Here is a 16449-nt window from a genome sequence, read left to right as displayed (position 1 = left end):
GCGCCAAAGGCTGGTGAACCGCGGGATGGCCGCCCGACCGTCTTGGCTCCCACACTCGGACTTCCATGCGTTTTCCCTGATCAGACGGGCTTTTTCAGCAACAAATCAGCATCCGCGACTCACCATCCGCCCGGTTCTCGTGCCAGGATGTGGCCACGAACCGTCAACGCCGACGGCGTTCCGGCGCCCCGAACCAGGGCACCCCGGTCGCCGGCGGTGCAGTCGCTGTGGCCGCCACAAGCCGCCGCCAGCGGTGCCGACACCGAGGAGAACAACGCATGCCGTCCGAACAATGGACGCACCCGGAGCCTGGCGACGGCCCGGCCGCGATCGCGGCCCAGCCCTCTCCCGAGCAGGTCATCGCCGGATTGCGCGCAACGAGCGAGGGCGGCGCCGAGCTGACCCAGCTGCTCACCCCCGAAGGCCAGCGGGTTCCGTCGACGCAGTTCGACCCCTACGTCGCGGACGTGGACGACGAGACGCTCCGGAACCTCTACCGCGACATGGTGCTGGTGCGCCGCGCGGACCGCGAGGCCAACGCGATGCAGCGCCAGGGCCAGCTGGGCATCTGGGTTCCGCTGCTCGGCCAGGAGGCCGCGCAGGTCGGCTCCGGCCGCGCGCTGCAGCCCCGAGACATGGCCTTCCCGAGCTACCGCGAGCACGGCGTCGCCTACACCCGCGGCGTCGACCTGCGCGACCTGATCGGCATCTTCCGCTGCACCGACCACAGTGGATGGGACTACAAGGCACACGGGTTCCACCCGTACACGATCGTCATCGGCAACCAGGTGCTGAACGCGACCGGGTACGCGATGGGGCAGAAGTTCGAGGGCAAAGTCGGGGACGACGACGGCGAAGCCACGATTTGCTACTTCGGTGACGGCGCGACCTCGCAGGGTGACGTGCACGAGGGCTTCGTGTGGGGCGCGGTATACGACGCACCGTTGGTGTTCTTCTGCCAGAACAACCAGTGGGCCATCTCCGAGCCGACCGAACGCCAGTCGCGGCTGCCGCTGTACCAGCGCGCCCGCGGCTACGGCTTCCCCGGCATCCGGGTGGACGGCAACGACGTGCTCGCCTGCCTCGCGGTGACCCGCTGGGCACTCGAGCAGTGCCGGCACGGCAACGGCCCGGTGCTGATCGAGGCGTTCACCTACCGGATGGACGCGCACACCACGACCGACGACCCAACCCGTTACCGGCTCTCCGACGAGCTGGAGGAGTGGAAGCTCAAGGACCCGATCGAGCGCGTGCGGGCACACCTCGTCCGCGGCGGCGGGGCGGAGCCGGAGTTCTTCGACCAGGTACAGGCCGAGGCGGACGAGTTCGCCGCGCAGCTGCGCGAGCATACGTTCACTATGCCCGAGCCACCGCCGGAACGGATCTTCAGCAACGTGTATGCGGAATCCTCGCCGCTGCTGGAGCAGCAGCGCGCGGAGTACCTGTCCTATCTCGACGGTTTCGCGACGGCGGGTGAGCACTGATGGAGCTGCAGAAACTCACCATCGGCAAGGCGATCAACCTCGGCCTCCGGCGGGCCATGGAAGAGGACCCGAAGGTCCTGATCATGGGGGAGGACATCGGCAAGCTCGGCGGCGTCTTCCGGATCACCGACGGGCTGCAGAAGGACTTCGGCGAACAGCGCGTGCTGGACACGCCGCTGGCCGAATCGGGCATCATCGGCACCGCGGTCGGGCTCGCCGTGCGCGGGTTCCGGCCGGTGTGCGAGATCCAGTTCGAGGGGTTCATCTTCCCCGGTTTCGACCAGATCTCCTCGCAGCTGGCCAAACTGCACTACCGCACCCAGGGAAAGATCAAGATGCCGGTGGTGATCCGGGTGCCCTTCGGCGGCGGGATCGGCGCGGTCGAGCACCACTCGGAGTCGCCGGAGTCGCTCTTCGCGCACATCGCCGGGCTCAAGGTGATGGCCATTTCGAACGCGGCGGACGCGTACTGGGGCATCCAGGAGGCGATCCGCTCGGACGACCCGGTGCTGTTCTTCGAGCCGAAGAAGCTGTACCACTCGGGCGCGCTGAAGATGGAGATCGACACCGAGGCCACGCCCAGCCGGGTCGCAGCCTCGCAACTCGTGCGGGAGGGCACCACCGCCACGGTCGTCGCGTACGGCCCGTCGGTGAAGGTCGCGCTCGACGCCGCCGCGGCCGCCGAGGAAGAGGGCAAGTCGCTGGAGGTCATCGATCTGCGCACGCTCTCGCCGCTGGACCTCGGTCCGGTGTTCGAGTCGGTGCGCAAGACCGGACGGCTGATCGCGGTCAGCGAGGCACCGTCGGAATCGTCGCTGACCTCGGAAATCGCCGCCCGGGTACAGCAGGAATGCTTCTACTCCCTGGAGGCCCCCGTCCTGCGCGTGACCGGTTTCGACACGCCGTACCCGCCCGCGAAGCTCGAGGAGCACTACCTCCCCGATCTCGACCGGGTACTGCACGCTGTCGACCGTTCACTGTCCTGGTAAGGGGGTTCCGTAATGCCCGAGTACAAGCAATTCCCCTTGTCGGACACGGCGGAGGGGCTGACCGAGGCCGACATCCTGGCCTGGCGCGTCCAGGTCGGGGACACCGTCACGGTCAACCAGATCGTGGTCGAGATCGAAACCGCGAAGGCCGCCGTCGAGCTGCCGATCCCGTGGGCCGGGGTGATCACCGAGCTGCACGTGGAACCGGGGCAGACGGTGGAGGTCGGCACCGCGATCCTGACCATGGACGTGGATCCGGGTGGGACGGCTGCTCCCGCTGCCGCTCCGGCGGAGGCGGCCGAGGAGGAGATGAAGCCGCTGGTCGGCTACGGATCCAAGGCGGTGGCGACCAAACGGCGGGCCCGTAAGGGTTCCGCGGTGGCCACTCCGGCCCCGGTCGCCGCTCCGGTTGTCACTCCGGCCCCGGCTGCCGCTGCGGCTCCGGTCGCCCCGCCTCGCGGTGGGTACGTTCCGCTGGCCAAGCCGCCGGTTCGCAAGCTGGCCAAGGACCTCGGCGTCGACCTGCACTCGCTCACCGGCACCGCGGACGGCGGGGTGATCAGCCGGGCGGACGTCGAACGCGCGGCCAACGGCTCCGCGCCGGCCGTGCCCGTCGCGGCCACTCCGGACGCCGGATACGATCCGGCCACCCGGGAACGGCGGGTGCCGATCAAGGGGGTCCGCAAGGCCACCGCGGCGGCCATGGTGCAAAGCGCCTACACCGCACCGCACGTGACCGAGTTCCTCACCATCGACGTCACACCGATGATGGAGCTCCGGGAAAAACTGAAGAAATCTCGCGAATTCGCCGGGACGAAACTGACTCCGCTCGCCTTCGCAGCAAAAGCCGTTTGCCTCGCGGCACGGCGCACTCCGGACATCAATGCGGTCTGGGACGAGGCGGCGCAGGAAATCGTCTACAAGGAATACGTGCACCTCGGAATCGCCGCGGCCACCCCGCGCGGTCTCGTGGTGCCGAAAATCCGGGACGCGGACGCGAAATCGCTCAAGGAGCTGGCCAGCGCGCTGACCGAACTCACCAACACCGCGCGCGAGGGCAAGACCACCCCCGCGGCAATGCTGAACGGAACGTTCACCATCACCAATGTGGGTGTATTCGGAGTCGACACCGGCACGCCGATCATCAATCCGGGCGAATCGGCGATCCTCGCGGTCGGCGCGATCCGGGACACCCCCTGGGTGGTGGACGGACAGGTGCGGGTCCGGAAGGTGATGCAGCTCTCGCTGAGCTTCGACCACCGCGTGATCGACGGTCAGCAGGGCTCGGAATTCCTCGCCGACGTCGGTGCGCTGCTCGCCGATCCGGCGGTTGCGATCAGCTACTAGACAATTCGAACAAAACGGTGCCGGAGTGGGCAATTCGCCCGCTCCGGCACTGTGCTGTGTGCCCCCGGTAAGGAAATAGTCACATTCCGGCTTCGGCACACAGCTCCGCCACAGCGGCCTGCCAGTTCCATGAAAGGAAACGATCTTACGGTCTGACACCGCGAGATCATCACCGATCGTTCGGGGGAGTTTCCGATATGGCCAGTCCTGTGTTCACCCACGCCGTAAGCAGCCCGCCCGGACTGGCGCCACCCCCACCGGCACGCACCCTCGTCGACGTTCTCTCCACCACCGTTTCCCGGCATCCGAATGCACTCGCGCTCGACGACGGCACTGCCACACTGACCTACCGGGCGCTGGCCGACCGGGTCGAACACGAAGCGCGCGGGCTACGTTCGCACGGAATCGGGCCGGGGGACCGGGTCGGGATCTCGCTGCCGTCCGGGCAGGTCGAGCTGTATCTGGCGATCCTGTCCGTGCTCGCGGCGGGCGCGGCCTACGTGCCCGCGGATTTCGACGAGCCGGCGGAGCGGGCCGAGCTGGTCTTCCGCGAGGCCGGGGTCTGCGCGGTGTTCGGGCAGGCCTTGCAGCTGCGCCCGGATCTCGCCGAACCGCACCACATCCGGCGTCCGGTGACCCCCGGCGACGACGCGTGGGTGATCTTCACCTCCGGTTCGACCGGCACGCCGAAGGGCGTCGCGGTGACCCACCGCTCGGCCGCCGCCTTCGTCGACGCCGAAGCCGGGCTTTTCCTCGGCGGTGACCGTCCGATCGGCCCCGGCGACCGGGTACTGGCCGGGCTTTCCGTCGGTTTCGACGCCTCGTGCGAGGAGATGTGGCTGGCCTGGCGGCACGGCGGCTGCCTGGTCGCCGCCCCGCGCGCGATCGTTCGTTCCGGACCGGACCTGGGGCCGTGGCTCGAACAGCACGGCGTCACGGTGGTCTCCACCGTCCCGTCGCTGGCCGCGCTGTGGTCACCCGAGGCACTCGCCGGTGTCCGGCTGCTGATCTTCGGCGGCGAGGCCTGCCCGGCCGAGCTGGTCGCCCGGGTCGACGACGGCTGCCGCGAGGTCTGGAACACCTACGGCCCGACGGAGGCGACCGTGGTGTCCACGGCGACCCGGCTGCGAGCCGGGGAACCGGTGCGGATCGGCACGCCGCTGCCCGGCTGGCAAGTGTCCGTTGTGGACACCGCAGGTAATCCGGTCCCGCTGGGCGAGACCGGCGAGCTGGTGATCGGCGGCGTCGGGCTCGCCCGCTATCTCGACCGGGAGAAGGACGCCGGGGCGTACCCGCCGATGCCCGGCCTCGGCTGGATCCGCGGGTACCGAAGCGGGGACCTGGTCCGCGCCGAGCCGGACGGGCTGGTGTTCGTCGGCCGCGCCGACCATCAGGTGAAGATCGGCGGACGGCGGATCGAACTCGGCGAGGTCGAGTCCGCGCTGCTCACCCTGCCCGGCGTGTCCGCGGCCGCCGCGGTGGTGCACAACGGTCTGGTACTGGCCGGCTACCTGCTCGTGGACGGCCCGCTAGACCACGACGACGCCCGTGCCCGGCTCACCCGGCTGCTGCCGCACGGGCTCGTGCCCACTTTGGTCGTACTGCCGGACTTTCCGCTGACGCCGGCGGGAAAGGTGGACCGCAAGGCACTTCCCTGGCCGCCACCGGCAGCTGCGGATGAGCCCGCCGCCGACGTCGCCCCAGCATTGCGCGCGGACGTCGACTGGATCGGCGAGCGCTGGAGGGAGCTGTTCGGCCGCACTCCGGCGCCGACCACGGACTTCTTCGCCGAAGGCGGCACCAGCCTCGCCGCGGCTCAGCTGGTTTCCCTGCTACGGAACCGGTTTCCCACCGCATCGATCACCGACGTGTACCACCATCCGACCCCGCTGGCCATGGCCGAGCATCTCACCGGCGGTGAGTCCACAATGGCCGCCGAGACCCCGCCGGGTCACCCGCTACCCCGTAGCGCCGCTTTCCGGCAGAGCCTGATTTCACTGGCGCTGCTCTGGATTCCCGGGATCCGCTGGACCATCGGGATGCTGTGCGGGACCGCGGTGTTCGACACGGTGACCGGCGAGGTGCACCTGCCCTGGTGGTCCTGGGCGGCGCTGGCCGGTGGTGTACTGGTGACGACCGCGAGCCCCGGCCGGGTCCTGCTGGCCGGCCTCAGCGCGCGCGTCCTGCTCGCCAAGGTACGGCCCGGCGCGCATCGCAAGGGCGGTTCCGTCCATTTGCGACTGTGGACAGCGGAGCGGCTGGTCGCGTCGATCGGCGTCAGCGGGTTGCCTGGCACCGGGTGGAACCTTCGCTACGCTCGGCTGCTCGGCAACTCCGTCGGCCGCGACGTGGACCTGCACTCGCTGCCGCCGGTCACCGGATTCGGCAGTTTCGGCGACGGTTGCGCGGTTGAGCCGGGTGCTGACCTGTCCGGCTGGTGGGTGGACGGGGACACTGTCCACATCGGATCAGTCGAGGTCGGCGCGAACGCGTCGGTGGGTGGCCGGGCGACCCTGTTGCCCGGCGCCGTGGTCGAACCCGGCGGCGAAGTCGCACCCGGACGGAGCGTGTCCGGGACGGTCGCCGGAACCACAGACACCCCGGAACCGGCCGCACGCCCGGCCCGCTGGCGTATCGCCTACGCGATCACGCCGGTGCTCAGCGGGCTGCTCGCGTTACTCGTCTTCCTGCCCTCCGCCGTGGCCTACACCTGGCTCGACCTCTCCTCGCTCACCGGGCTGCTCTGGGTGATCCCGCTGCTCAGGCTGGTCGCCTTGCTACTCACCATCGGGTTGACCGCGCTGCTGATACGACTGGCCGGACGGCGGCTGCGACCGGGCGTGCATCCGGTGTACAGCCGGGAAGGCTGGGCGGCGTGGTTCGTCGAGCGATCGATGAACAGCGTCCGTGACAGTGCGTTCCCGATCTACGCGAGCCTGTTCACCGGCAGCTGGCTCCGGCTGCTCGGCGCACGGGTCGGCCGCCGTACCGAGGCGTCCACTGTGGTCGGTCTGCCGCAGCTGATGTCGGTCGGCTCGGGTGCTTTCCTCGCGGACGATTCCCACCTTGCGACGTACCGGTTGCGCAATGGCCGGGTGTTGCTTGGCACGGCGAGCGTCGCCGACCGCGCGTTCGTCGGCAATTCGGCCGAGGTGGCATCCGGGCGTTCGGTGCCGGCCGGGGCATTGATCGGGGTGCTTTCCCAGGCTCCGAGCGAGGCCGGGGAAGGCACTTCCTGGGTCGGCCGCCCGGCGCTGGCGATCCCGCGCCAGGCCACGAAAGCCGAGGCCGGACGCACCTATGCGCCGTCACGCGGGCTAGTGCTGCGCCGGACCCTTGTCGAGCTGACTCGCATGGTCCCGCTCGCGATCTCCGCAGCCCTCGGTTTCGCGGTGTTCGCCGCGCTGGTGCTGGTATCCCAGAAACTCGGGATAGCCGCCGCGTTCCTGGCGTCCGGGGCAGTGCTGCTCGGCGCCGGGCTGACCGCCACCGTCGTTTCGGTCGCGGCGAAATGGCTGCTGAACGGCCGGGTCCGCACCGGCGAGCATCCACTGTGGAGCGGCTTCGTCTGGCGCAACGAGCTGGTCGCGGTTTACCACGAGGAGCTGGTGATGCGCTGGTTCGGCGCGCTGATCGTCGGCTCACCGCTGTTCAACGCGGTGCTTCGGCTGCACGGCGCCCGGATCGGCCGGGGCGTGCTGTGTGAGACGAAGTGGCTGCCGGAACCGGACCTCATCCGGCTCGGCGACGGCGCGGTGATCAACCGCGGCTGCGTCGTGCAGACCCACCTGTTCCAGGACCGGGTGCTACGGCTCGGCCCGATCCGGCTGGACGCCGGTTCGACGCTCGGCCCGCACACCGTCACGCTGTTCGACACCCACCTCGGCCCGCACAGCTCGATCGAGGCGAACTCGCTGGTCATGCGCGGGGAAACGGTGCCTGCACAGCGCCGGTTCGGGGGCAACCCGATCGCGCCGCGATCCGTACCGTTGACAGAGTGAGCACTCACTCCGTGCTTTGGGCGGCATGCCGCCCAAGACGAGAAAACGCGCACCGGCGATGGCGCCCGACGACCGGCGCCGGCACGGTGCTCCCGCTGGTCGTCGAACACGGCCGTGAGGTCACCACCGCGCAGATCGCCCGCGCCGCCGGGATCGGCGAGGGCACCATCTTCCTCCGCCTGCCGTTCGCCGACATCGTGCTGTTCTTGGAGGTGCCCCCGCCCGGTCAGCCTGCGCCGGGTGCTGGTGCGGCAACTCCGGAAACGCGGCCGGGACACGCAGGCACCCGGCTGCATCTCCAAGGTCGACCGCGAACTGGTCACCTGGATCTGGCACCGGCCACCCCGCCGGACCCGCATGCTCAACCGCACCGCCGCGGACGCACCCGCCGCCCCGCCAGATCCTGCTGAGCGCCCCGCGAGACGTCCGCCCGCACCTCGCTGACCTGCACTGATAGCGCGACGGGAGCAAATCGGACTGCCCGTGCGTTAGATAGGTATGGCTGTCGTGTTCCTGCTCTACGTCATCGCCGAGTTCGCCGCGATCTGGGCGGTCGGCTCAGTCGTCGGCGTGCTCGGCACGATCGGCCTGCTCATCGCAGGCGCCGTCGTGGGCTCCTGGCTCGCCCGCCGGGAAGGCGGCAAGGCCATGCGCGCCTTCACCGCCACCGCGCAGTCCGGCCGCAACCCGGAAAAGGAACTGACAGACGGCATGCTTGTCGCCGTCGGCGGCGTCCTGATCATGATCCCGGGCTTCGTCTCGGACGTGCTCGGCCTGTTCTTCCTGCTGCCCCCGACCCGCGCCGTGGCCCGCCGCCTCTGGCTCCGCCGCGCCGAAAAGCGCGCGATCCGCTACGCCAACCAGCACCGCGGACCGGTGATGGTCGTGGACAGCGAGGTCGTGTCGGAGCAGCCCCGGCCGGCCCGGGAGGCGGCGCATCCGGTGATCGAGGGGCGGATCGTCGAGGGTTAAGGCACCGACGGCTTCGGTGTAGTAGCTGCCCTGGGTGAGGAAGCCCAGGACTCAAAGCCAGCTACCCCGACACCCGGCCATATGCGTTCTACAAAATTCTCTTGATAAGTTCCTCCTTCTTTTCCTTTGATAAGGAGGTTGACCTATTTATGGACTTCTCCACGAGGTTGCCAAATTTAGAGCTGTCCAGATCGAGCGAATGCAACATGTAATGCTGATTCCCGTTTACACTGGTTGCGGTAATTTTCAAGCCGAGTTCTCGAAGCTCCCGGATCCGACGTTCGGTATGGACGTCATCACCGTTAACTGTGCGAAGCCGTGCAATGTCAATATGGCAACCAATTTCGGCGTGCAGGACCGCAAACAGCTCTTCATTGGCCTTCGTCCCATACAAAGGATTAAGATACTGATCTGGCACCCTATCCGAAAACCGCGATTTCAGCTCAGTCTCAACATTTTTTCGTAGGCGGCGGAACGCCGCCCGTGAAGAATCTGGCAATTGCGCCCGGAGCAGTTCCTGCATAGAGCGGGCAAGGGTGCGCTTCGCAAACAAGTACGCATCGATAATTGAAGCAGGTGACGTATCCTGCCCTGCCAAGGAAGATCTCAATGCATCAACCGCAAACGCAGTGGAGGGCTTTAATCTTCTCCATTCCTCGAATGTCTCGACATTTTCTTCCGGCACAGTATCTCGCTCCCCTTCAAGCTAGCAGTTCACTACCACCCCTGGACTGCAGACTATGCTGCTAGTTTTCCCCTCTCGGTCGCCGATCAAGGTCCGCCTGCTGAGCGGCAAGTCCGCAAAGCAATTCCCGATCTCCCCGCGTAGTTCTTGCAAGAAGGGCCATAAACCAAGGCGAGATCCATGACGATTCTCGGTAAGGCCATTCGCCCACCGGAAGCTCGATCCCGCGATACCACTCCGCCGAGGGCGGATTTTCCACCCTTGTCGCGGCAGCAATTGTGACCACCGGTTCACCACTCTCCAGAGGTCGCCGCCGACCAAGCTGAGCGGTTACCCCGATAAGCCACCACTGAAAAATCCAGCCAGAAGGCGCGCTAGACACTACAGCGTCGCGGACTGCGGGCGAACGAAGTCCGGCGGCATGCAGTGCCGCGATAGGCAGCCCTTCCGGCGGTTCAAAGTGCGAAGCCGTGCCTTCATTTATAACCGGCCAGGGACCTGTCGGACCTGAATCAAGATCGTCTGATACACGCTCGATTTCCGCATATGTATCTTCATCGAGGCTTATTCACGGCACCTGAGATTGCCGTTTCCGGCGTGTCAACATGAACGGCGGCCCGTTTATTGAGAGAATTGGGTTTCCACACTCAGTACTCACAAAAACGGACCGCCTAACATGTATCATACCACTGGACTTACCATCGAGCAGATCACCGACCTGTGCGGGTTGGTCGACATGGATACCACAGCTGAGCAGCGTAGGTGGCCACCGATTCTGGGCCTGTTCAACTCGGCGGTGATCACGCTGACATACATGCGATGCAATCGGGTTCAGGCCGAACTGGCGGAAGCGTACGAGGTATCTCAACCGACAATCAGTCGTGCGATCACCGGAATGACGCCGCTGATAGAACGTGTTCTCAGGAAGTTCGTGCCGACGGCGGACGAATTGGACGACCAGACGCAGTACATCGTGGACGGAACCCTGCTGCCGTGCTGGTCATGGGCCGATCGCCCGGAGCTGTACTCCGGCAAGCACAAGACGACCGGCATGAACGTACAGATCGCTTGCACCCTTGACGGACGACTCGCGTGGATCTCCGATCCCATCGAAGGACGCCGGCACGACACGTACTGCCTGAAGGAATCCGGGGCGCTTCTGACTCTGAATCCGGATAACTGGATGGGCGACAAAGGATACGTGGGAAATTATATGCTCACCCCGATCAAGAAGCCGAAGCACCGCAAGCTCTTGGACTGGGAGAAGGAATTCAACACCCAGATCAACAAGATTCGCTACGTCATCGAGCAGACCATCGCCAACGTCAAAACCTGGAGGATCCTGCACGCCGACTACCGACGGCCCATTGAGACCTTCGCGGAAACCATCTCAACGGTAATCGCTCTGCACTTCTATGCGGCTGCCTGAATAACCCTCATCAAACTCGGCATTCAGGAAATCTTTTACTCCACTATAGAATTCTGGTGGTGTTTCAATTCTTATTCGTCCACCAGCGCGCCGCTTCATTTCGTCAATTAGGCTTGGCCACGGCCGGGAGTCGCGAAGATACGACGCTTCTTCGTACCAGTCTTCTTTTGTGTCGTTGGACACAAATAGTATCCTGCGACCGGAACTTGGCAGGTCTCGCGCATAGAGCGTTATTCACGATAGTTACCAGCCGAGTCGGTAGAATTCGAGCGCCGTGATGATACGGATGATGTTGGGAAGCTCGGCGAGTCGGCCTCGGTACCCGGTGGCGAGCATCTTCCAATTCTTCAGGTGGGCGATGCATCGTTCGACGGCTGATCGTATCGAGGAGATGGTCTTGTTGTTGGCTTTGTCGCTGGTTGACAGTTCCCCACCTTTTGGCTTCTTGCGCGGTGTGATGGCGTGAGTTCCCTGATAGGCGGGGTCGGCGATAACAGGGGTATCCGCAAGAAGGTCTTCCCAGTCGGACTCGGTGAACGCCCTGCGATCGTGCATGGATCCTGGCAGGGGTGCGGATATTCCCAAGAGGTGACCGTCCGTGTCGGCGGCAATCTGGATATTCAGCCCGGATCGGCGGCGTTTGCCCGAGTAGTTGTCCTCGTGACCAGCGCGGTTGCCGGTTGGGACGTCAGTGCCATCTACCAGGGCAAGCCGCCCGCGAATGGCTTCTTTGAGGTCTGGAATGTGCAAACACAGAGCCTGTCCGATCAGGGGAAGCATGGCTCGATGCACTCTCGATACGGTCGACTGGCTGACGTCGAATAGATCGCCCACCGCAGCCTGATTCAGATTTTGCCGGACGTACACCAAAGTGAGCGCGACAGCGCGATACAGTCCCACGATCGGAGGCCACGCTTGCTTCTCATGACATTGAACGATCTGCCTGATCCGTGCGACAAGCTCCTCGATCTGGTCGGTAGCAAGCCCTGTAGTAGACTGATAACGCAACGGCCCCGCCTGTAAGTCGTGTTCTCTGGTAGGAAAACGATCTTACTCGACTGGGGCCGTTGCCCTATTTTGAGGGTGATCAAGTCGCCAGAATAACGCTCATAGTGAATCATTTCTTCCCACAGCAGGAAGTCACCAGCGTCGCTTATCGGAGTTCCTTTTCCTAGATCACCAAACCCGGGAGGTATTTTGTTTGGGAACCGAAATTCGGTCGCGTAGTCAACGCGCTTTCGCAGCGTATCGTCGTCTGGCTGCATTCCGACCGCCGCACCGTAGAGCTGCGCGACCTGGACAAGAATTGGGTCCTGTGCATCTGCATCCGCAGAGTCCAAGGCAAGGCCATGCTCTTTCTTGAGCGTGTTGAGACAACGCTTGAACTCATCCCGGTAAGGTGCCAAAGATTCGTCGACAGCCGCCTCTGAGGCCAGCTCCCTGAGCACAGCTACTTCGCGCGGGGCCCTGGAGTACTTTTCGACCTGATCAGACACAATTTTCCGTGCTTCAAAAATTGCCTGACGGGCCGCCATCATCTTTTTATTGAGTTCAGAACTCGCATTCGAAAGCGCGCGCTTCCTATCCTTCAGCGTACGTCGACGGCCTCGGACAAATTCGAGGCCAACCTGGTACGGCATCCATAGCCGGCCCTTAGCCAGCTCCAGCGCCGACAGGACCTCCACCCGCGAGGACTCCGTGTACTCATACAAGCTAAGCAGCACGTTCGTATCTAAGATAATAGTCCCGTTAGAGAAGAACTCCGCACGGTCCACATCCTCAACTGAGGGCGAGGGCTCAAGCCATGCTTCGAACCGCTCGAACAGTACGGGGTCGTTCATCTCAATTTCCACGTCCGGCGCGAGACGTCCACATCTACCATCTTGCCGATCAGCCGCGCCAAGGCAAGCAACCGACGGGGCCGCGATGCACCTGGATGCTACGATCAGTAGTCACAGCCTTACCCGCTCGCAGCCGCAGGACACCGTACCTTTGCTGAGAACAGGTCGGCGTGTCGAATAGGCGCGCGCCGGTTTTCTGCCGGGGTATGCCGCTAGGGTCGAACACATGTTCCACCTAGTCCATCGCGCTGGTAACCGCCGCTATGGCATCCGGCAGCGGAACATGCTCCCAGATGCGCACAACGTGCCATCCAGCATCCGCCAGTGCAGTGGTAACAAGCTGATCGCGAGCTATGTTTCGCTTGAGCTTCGGCGTCCAGTACCACTCGTTGCTCGTCGGCTGTCTTCCGTGGTCAGGGCAAACGTGCCAGAAGCAGCCATCCACGAACACCGCAATCCGCCGGGCGGTGAAGACGATGTCCGGCCGGACCCGTACCCCGCTGTCCAGGACGAGAGGCAAATCCTTCCGGTACCGGTAGCCCAGGCGATGCAGCTCACGGCGCAGCGCAACTTCAGGCTTGGTATCTGCGCGGCGGTTCGCGCGCATGTTGCGCGACCGTCCCTCGCTCGCCGGCGCTGGGTAGAGCCCGCGCGCGTGCGCCCGCTCGCGCGCACTGTCTCCAGCCATAGCGATCCCTCCCGCCGGGGGTACCAAGCCGTAGGGAAAGATACCGCCTTACGTGCGCGTCCCCGCCTCGCCTGGAAGGAGTTACTGTGAGTGAGACCTTCGAGGTCATCGAGATCTGCGCTGGAGCTGGAGGACAAGCGCTCGGCCTGGAGAAAGCTGGATTTAAGCACAGGCTAGCCATCGAGCTTGATCACAATGCGTGCGCAACCTTGCGGGCGAACCTGCCCAGCGAAGTAGTCATCGAGGGAGACGTCGCCGACCCAGATGTATGGCGTCCAGCCGACCACGGCCCAGACGGCGAGTTTGGCCACCGTGAACTGGCGCTACTCGCGGGTGGTGTCCCATGCCCTCCGTTCACCATCGCCGGGAAGCAGCTTGGCGCGACCGATGAACGCGATCTGTTCGCCTGGGCGGTCCAGCAAGTCGATGTGATCCGGCCTCGTGCCGTAATGCTGGAGAATGTCCGGGGCTTGAGCATGCCACGATTCGCCGGATACCGGCAGCACGTGCTCGACCAGCTCACCGAATTCGGCTACGTGGCTGAATGGCGGCTGCTCCACGCGGCAGGCTTTGGAGTCCCGCAGTTGCGGCCGCGATTCGTTCTGGTTGCACTCCAGCAAGAATACGCGGACTACTTCACCTGGCCGGAAGAATCAGAAGACGAGGTCACGGTCGCCGATGCCATCGGCGACTTGCTGGGGAAGCATGGCTGGAAAGGACTTGAAGAATGGAAGAAAAAAGCAGCTAAGATCGCTCCAACCATCGTGGGAGGGTCCAAGAAGCACGGCGGCGCCGACCTCGGCCCAACTCGCGCAAAGCGGGCCTGGGCCGAACTGGGCGTAGACGCCATGGGCCTCGCCAACGACGCGCCCCAGCGCGACGATGTATTCGAAGGAAAGCCCGGTCCAAAGCTGACCAATGAAATGGTCGCCCGAATTCAAGGATGGTCCGGAGAGTTCGAGAACTGGGTCTTTACTGGGCGAAAGACATCGAACTACCGGCAAATTGGAAACGCGTTCCCGCCACCCATGGCTCGCGGAATTGGTGATGCCATTATGCGCGCGCTCATGAAGGAGGGTTCCGCAAGCGACCGGAAGGTCAGCCAGGAGCACGATCCTGTTTACCGAGTCTTGCGCGAAGCAAACGGCTTCGTCTCGTCCAAGGCACTCATCAAAGAAGCTGGCCTGGAGATCAGCATACCTGAGCTCAAGAAACGAATTGACATGCTTCGCCGGGACTTTCACATCATCACAGAGAAACAAGGGAGTACACTTAAGTACAAGCTTGTCGCCTTCAAGGCATTCGTTGGCCAAGGCGATCATGGGCGCCACGAGTTCTTCCAGAAGAACAGGTCAAAAGTGAGCTAGCAGCTCTTACGCACTTAACTAACCCAAACTTCCCTGCTATTGTGACTTTACACTCGGCAGAACTGGAGCCGGAACAGACGCCAGTTCATCTGGTGACGCAACGACCCAGGTTTGCCCGTCAAGTATAACGCGGGGAGCCCGGTCATCATCAGCACGCAAGGGGCGAACCTTTACACTAACGAACTCGCCCGGACCTGGCTCGGCAATGTGCAGCTTCCTGGCTACGGAAACATGCCGGGCATAGTCCCCCAGGATGAGGATTCCTTCTTTTTTAAGACTAGTGCGGGCGCCGCCGTTTCCTCGCACTCGCTTCATATAGTCATCCTGCATGGCAACGGTAGCTACAACATTCCGGGTGACCACCCGCCCCAAGGAACGGCGAAATAGTTCGTTTACTCGCGCTTGACCGGACTTTGTGAACGAGAAAATCGCACTAAGGTCGTCCTGCGGCAGGTTCACCAGGAGGTTCTCTTTGAGCTGAGCGTCCCGGAAGAGCCAGCGGATCTGCCGTCGGCCAAAAATATTCAGCGATCGCTTTCCGTCACGGTTTCCTTTGCCTTTCATGTTCAGGCACCCCGCTTCGGCACGAACCAGCCCGGCACACCACTTCGACTCCCGATCACTCGCCCACACAACCAGCAGCAGGTGCCCCTCGGCCTCGGGCGGGATCATCCATCCATTCATGGACTGCGAAAACTTGCAGTCGACATCGACACCATTAATGGAATAATCCATTTTCACACCGTCTGAAAAATTGAATTCTCGCTGGATATTTATTTCAATCAAAGTTCCAGCGTGTGTCTTTTCTGTCTTATGCAGGTCCTCCCAGCGATAACGGCCGGTGTGCTGACCATCGAGAAGCAAATCAATACTGGTGCGGATAGCCTTTGCGAAACGATGGCCATCGGGGTCCAGTTTAAAGATCTCAGCAGCGACCTCGTCGAGTTGCGCATCCGCGCTGGGAGCTGAGCCCTCCTGCCATAGACCTTGCTGGCCGCTCGAAGTAGTCTCTGTCACAGCGAAGGAGACTACCGCCAAATCAAGTCAGCGGACAGAGAATATTTGCTGCCCCTTCATCCGCTCAGAGTCCCACTCGGCCGAGGGATGTCGAAGTACCCCGGCAACCGCACCGCCGGTGCATACTCCCCCTTCACCCGGACACGACCAGTCACGAACATCGCGGCGGCCGTGGCGTTGCCGGTCGCCATGCGGATGAAGTCTTCTGCCTGCACGGTGATCGTGGTGTCCGGCGAGCGGGTCAGCTCGGTGCTCAAGACACAGGCCATCCTCGATCACTGTCTGGTAGCGGTCGTAGCCGCCGTCGCGGGGGAAGCGCCAGGCGACGACCAAGTCGACGTGGCGGGCGCGATCGGGGTGGAGGTGTTCGGACATTCGGCGGAAGATCTCGTCCAAGAACACGGCGCGTAGGTCCGGGTGGTCGGCCAGGGCCTTCAGCTGGTCGCGGGTTGCTGCTGCGACGACGTCCACCAACGACTGGGTGGTCAGCGCGCTGAGTTCGATTCCGGCGCCGGCTGAGCCCAGCATGTGCAGGGTCGCCAGGACCTGCACGAACTGTTGCGGCGTCAGCTTTTCGACGACCAGGGCACGGGCGAAACCGTTCACGGCATGGTCGTCCGTCGGCGGCG

Annotated in this window: 13 protein-coding genes and 2 pseudogenes; 8 read left to right on the top strand and 7 right to left on the bottom strand. The window is 64.1% G+C overall.

Features of this window, described 5'->3' with window-relative positions; all coding sequences use genetic code 11:
- Nucleotides 1-278: 278 nt before the first annotated feature.
- The 6 genes and pseudogenes from pdhA (at nt 279) to ATK36_RS17325 (ending at nt 8793) form a co-directional block, all read left to right on the top strand.
- Complete coding sequence (pdhA, locus tag ATK36_RS17350) at nt 279-1484, top strand: pyruvate dehydrogenase (acetyl-transferring) E1 component subunit alpha (RefSeq protein WP_098512516.1); 1206 nt, start codon at nt 279-281, stop codon at nt 1482-1484.
- Nucleotides 1481-2473: an alpha-ketoacid dehydrogenase subunit beta gene (locus tag ATK36_RS17345; protein WP_098512515.1), complete on the top strand. Its 993-nt coding sequence runs from the start codon at nt 1481-1483 to the stop codon at nt 2471-2473. Before pdhA ends, ATK36_RS17345 begins: the two co-directional genes overlap by 4 nt.
- Nucleotides 2474-2485: 12 nt before the next feature.
- On the top strand, nt 2486-3820 hold the full coding sequence (locus ATK36_RS17340; RefSeq protein ID WP_098512514.1) for a dihydrolipoamide acetyltransferase family protein: 1335 nt from the start codon (nt 2486-2488) through the stop codon (nt 3818-3820).
- Between the two features lie 197 nt (nt 3821-4017).
- Nucleotides 4018-7821, top strand: coding sequence for a Pls/PosA family non-ribosomal peptide synthetase (locus ATK36_RS17335; RefSeq protein ID WP_098512513.1), 3804 nt, complete (start codon nt 4018-4020; stop codon nt 7819-7821).
- A gap of 86 nt (nt 7822-7907) precedes the next feature.
- A pseudogene (locus ATK36_RS17330) lies at nt 7908-7994 on the top strand (TetR family transcriptional regulator); the annotation flags it as partial.
- Nucleotides 7995-8319: 325 nt separating this feature from the next.
- A complete protein-coding gene (locus tag ATK36_RS17325; RefSeq protein ID WP_098512512.1) occupies nt 8320-8793 on the top strand; it encodes an FxsA family protein in 474 nt (157 codons plus the stop codon).
- Nucleotides 8794-8881: 88 nt separating this feature from the next.
- Here the strand turns inward: ATK36_RS17325 and ATK36_RS31545 are convergent, their stop codons facing one another.
- Nucleotides 8882-9478 carry a hypothetical protein gene (locus ATK36_RS31545; protein WP_141544475.1) on the bottom strand — a complete coding sequence of 199 codons (597 nt, stop codon included), beginning with the start codon at nt 9476-9478 and terminating at the stop codon, nt 8882-8884.
- A 676-nt stretch (nt 9479-10154) separates the two neighbouring features.
- On the opposite strand from ATK36_RS31545, the gene ATK36_RS17320 reads away from it, so the two are divergent.
- Nucleotides 10155-10907 (top strand): transposase, encoded by a 753-nt coding sequence (locus ATK36_RS17320; RefSeq protein WP_245914840.1) that lies wholly within the window; start codon nt 10155-10157, stop codon nt 10905-10907.
- Here ATK36_RS17320 and ATK36_RS31540 read toward each other — a convergent pair.
- The 4 genes from ATK36_RS31540 to ATK36_RS17310 all read right to left on the bottom strand — a co-directional run bounded on the left by ATK36_RS31540 (nt 10869) and on the right by ATK36_RS17310 (nt 13436).
- Nucleotides 10869-11090, bottom strand: coding sequence for a hypothetical protein (locus tag ATK36_RS31540; protein ID WP_141544474.1), 222 nt, complete (start codon nt 11088-11090; stop codon nt 10869-10871). The genes ATK36_RS17320 and ATK36_RS31540 overlap by 39 nt on opposite strands.
- A 60-nt stretch (nt 11091-11150) precedes the next feature.
- Nucleotides 11151-11807 (bottom strand): transposase, encoded by a 657-nt coding sequence (locus ATK36_RS17315; protein ID WP_245914839.1) that lies wholly within the window; start codon nt 11805-11807, stop codon nt 11151-11153.
- Nucleotides 11753-12748, bottom strand: coding sequence for a PIN-like domain-containing protein (locus ATK36_RS33610; RefSeq protein WP_245914837.1), 996 nt, complete (start codon nt 12746-12748; stop codon nt 11753-11755). The genes ATK36_RS17315 and ATK36_RS33610 overlap by 55 nt, the downstream gene beginning before the upstream one ends.
- A 235-nt stretch (nt 12749-12983) precedes the next feature.
- Entirely contained in the window at nt 12984-13436 is a 453-nt protein-coding gene (locus ATK36_RS17310) for a very short patch repair endonuclease (protein ID WP_098512510.1), read from the bottom strand.
- Nucleotides 13437-13522: 86 nt separating this feature from the next.
- On the opposite strand from ATK36_RS17310, the gene ATK36_RS17305 reads away from it, so the two are divergent.
- The gene (locus tag ATK36_RS17305; protein WP_211291893.1) at nt 13523-14803 is read left to right on the top strand and encodes a DNA cytosine methyltransferase; all 1281 of its coding nucleotides are present in this window, start codon (nt 13523-13525) and stop codon (nt 14801-14803) included.
- Nucleotides 14804-14839: 36 nt separating this feature from the next.
- Here the strand turns inward: ATK36_RS17305 and ATK36_RS17300 are convergent, their stop codons facing one another.
- Together ATK36_RS17300 and ATK36_RS17295 are read right to left on the bottom strand one after the other, a co-directional pair.
- Nucleotides 14840-15820: a NaeI family type II restriction endonuclease gene (locus tag ATK36_RS17300; protein ID WP_098512509.1), complete on the bottom strand. Its 981-nt coding sequence runs from the start codon at nt 15818-15820 to the stop codon at nt 14840-14842.
- Nucleotides 15821-15876: 56 nt separating this feature from the next.
- Nucleotides 15877-16426, bottom strand: a pseudogene (locus ATK36_RS17295) (SCP2 sterol-binding domain-containing protein).
- Between the last annotated feature and the right edge of the window lie 23 nt (nt 16427-16449).

Source organism: Amycolatopsis sulphurea (genome assembly GCF_002564045.1).
Classification (GTDB): domain Bacteria; phylum Actinomycetota; class Actinomycetes; order Mycobacteriales; family Pseudonocardiaceae; genus Amycolatopsis; species Amycolatopsis sulphurea.
This window is presented reverse-complemented; position numbering and strand designations above follow the sequence as displayed.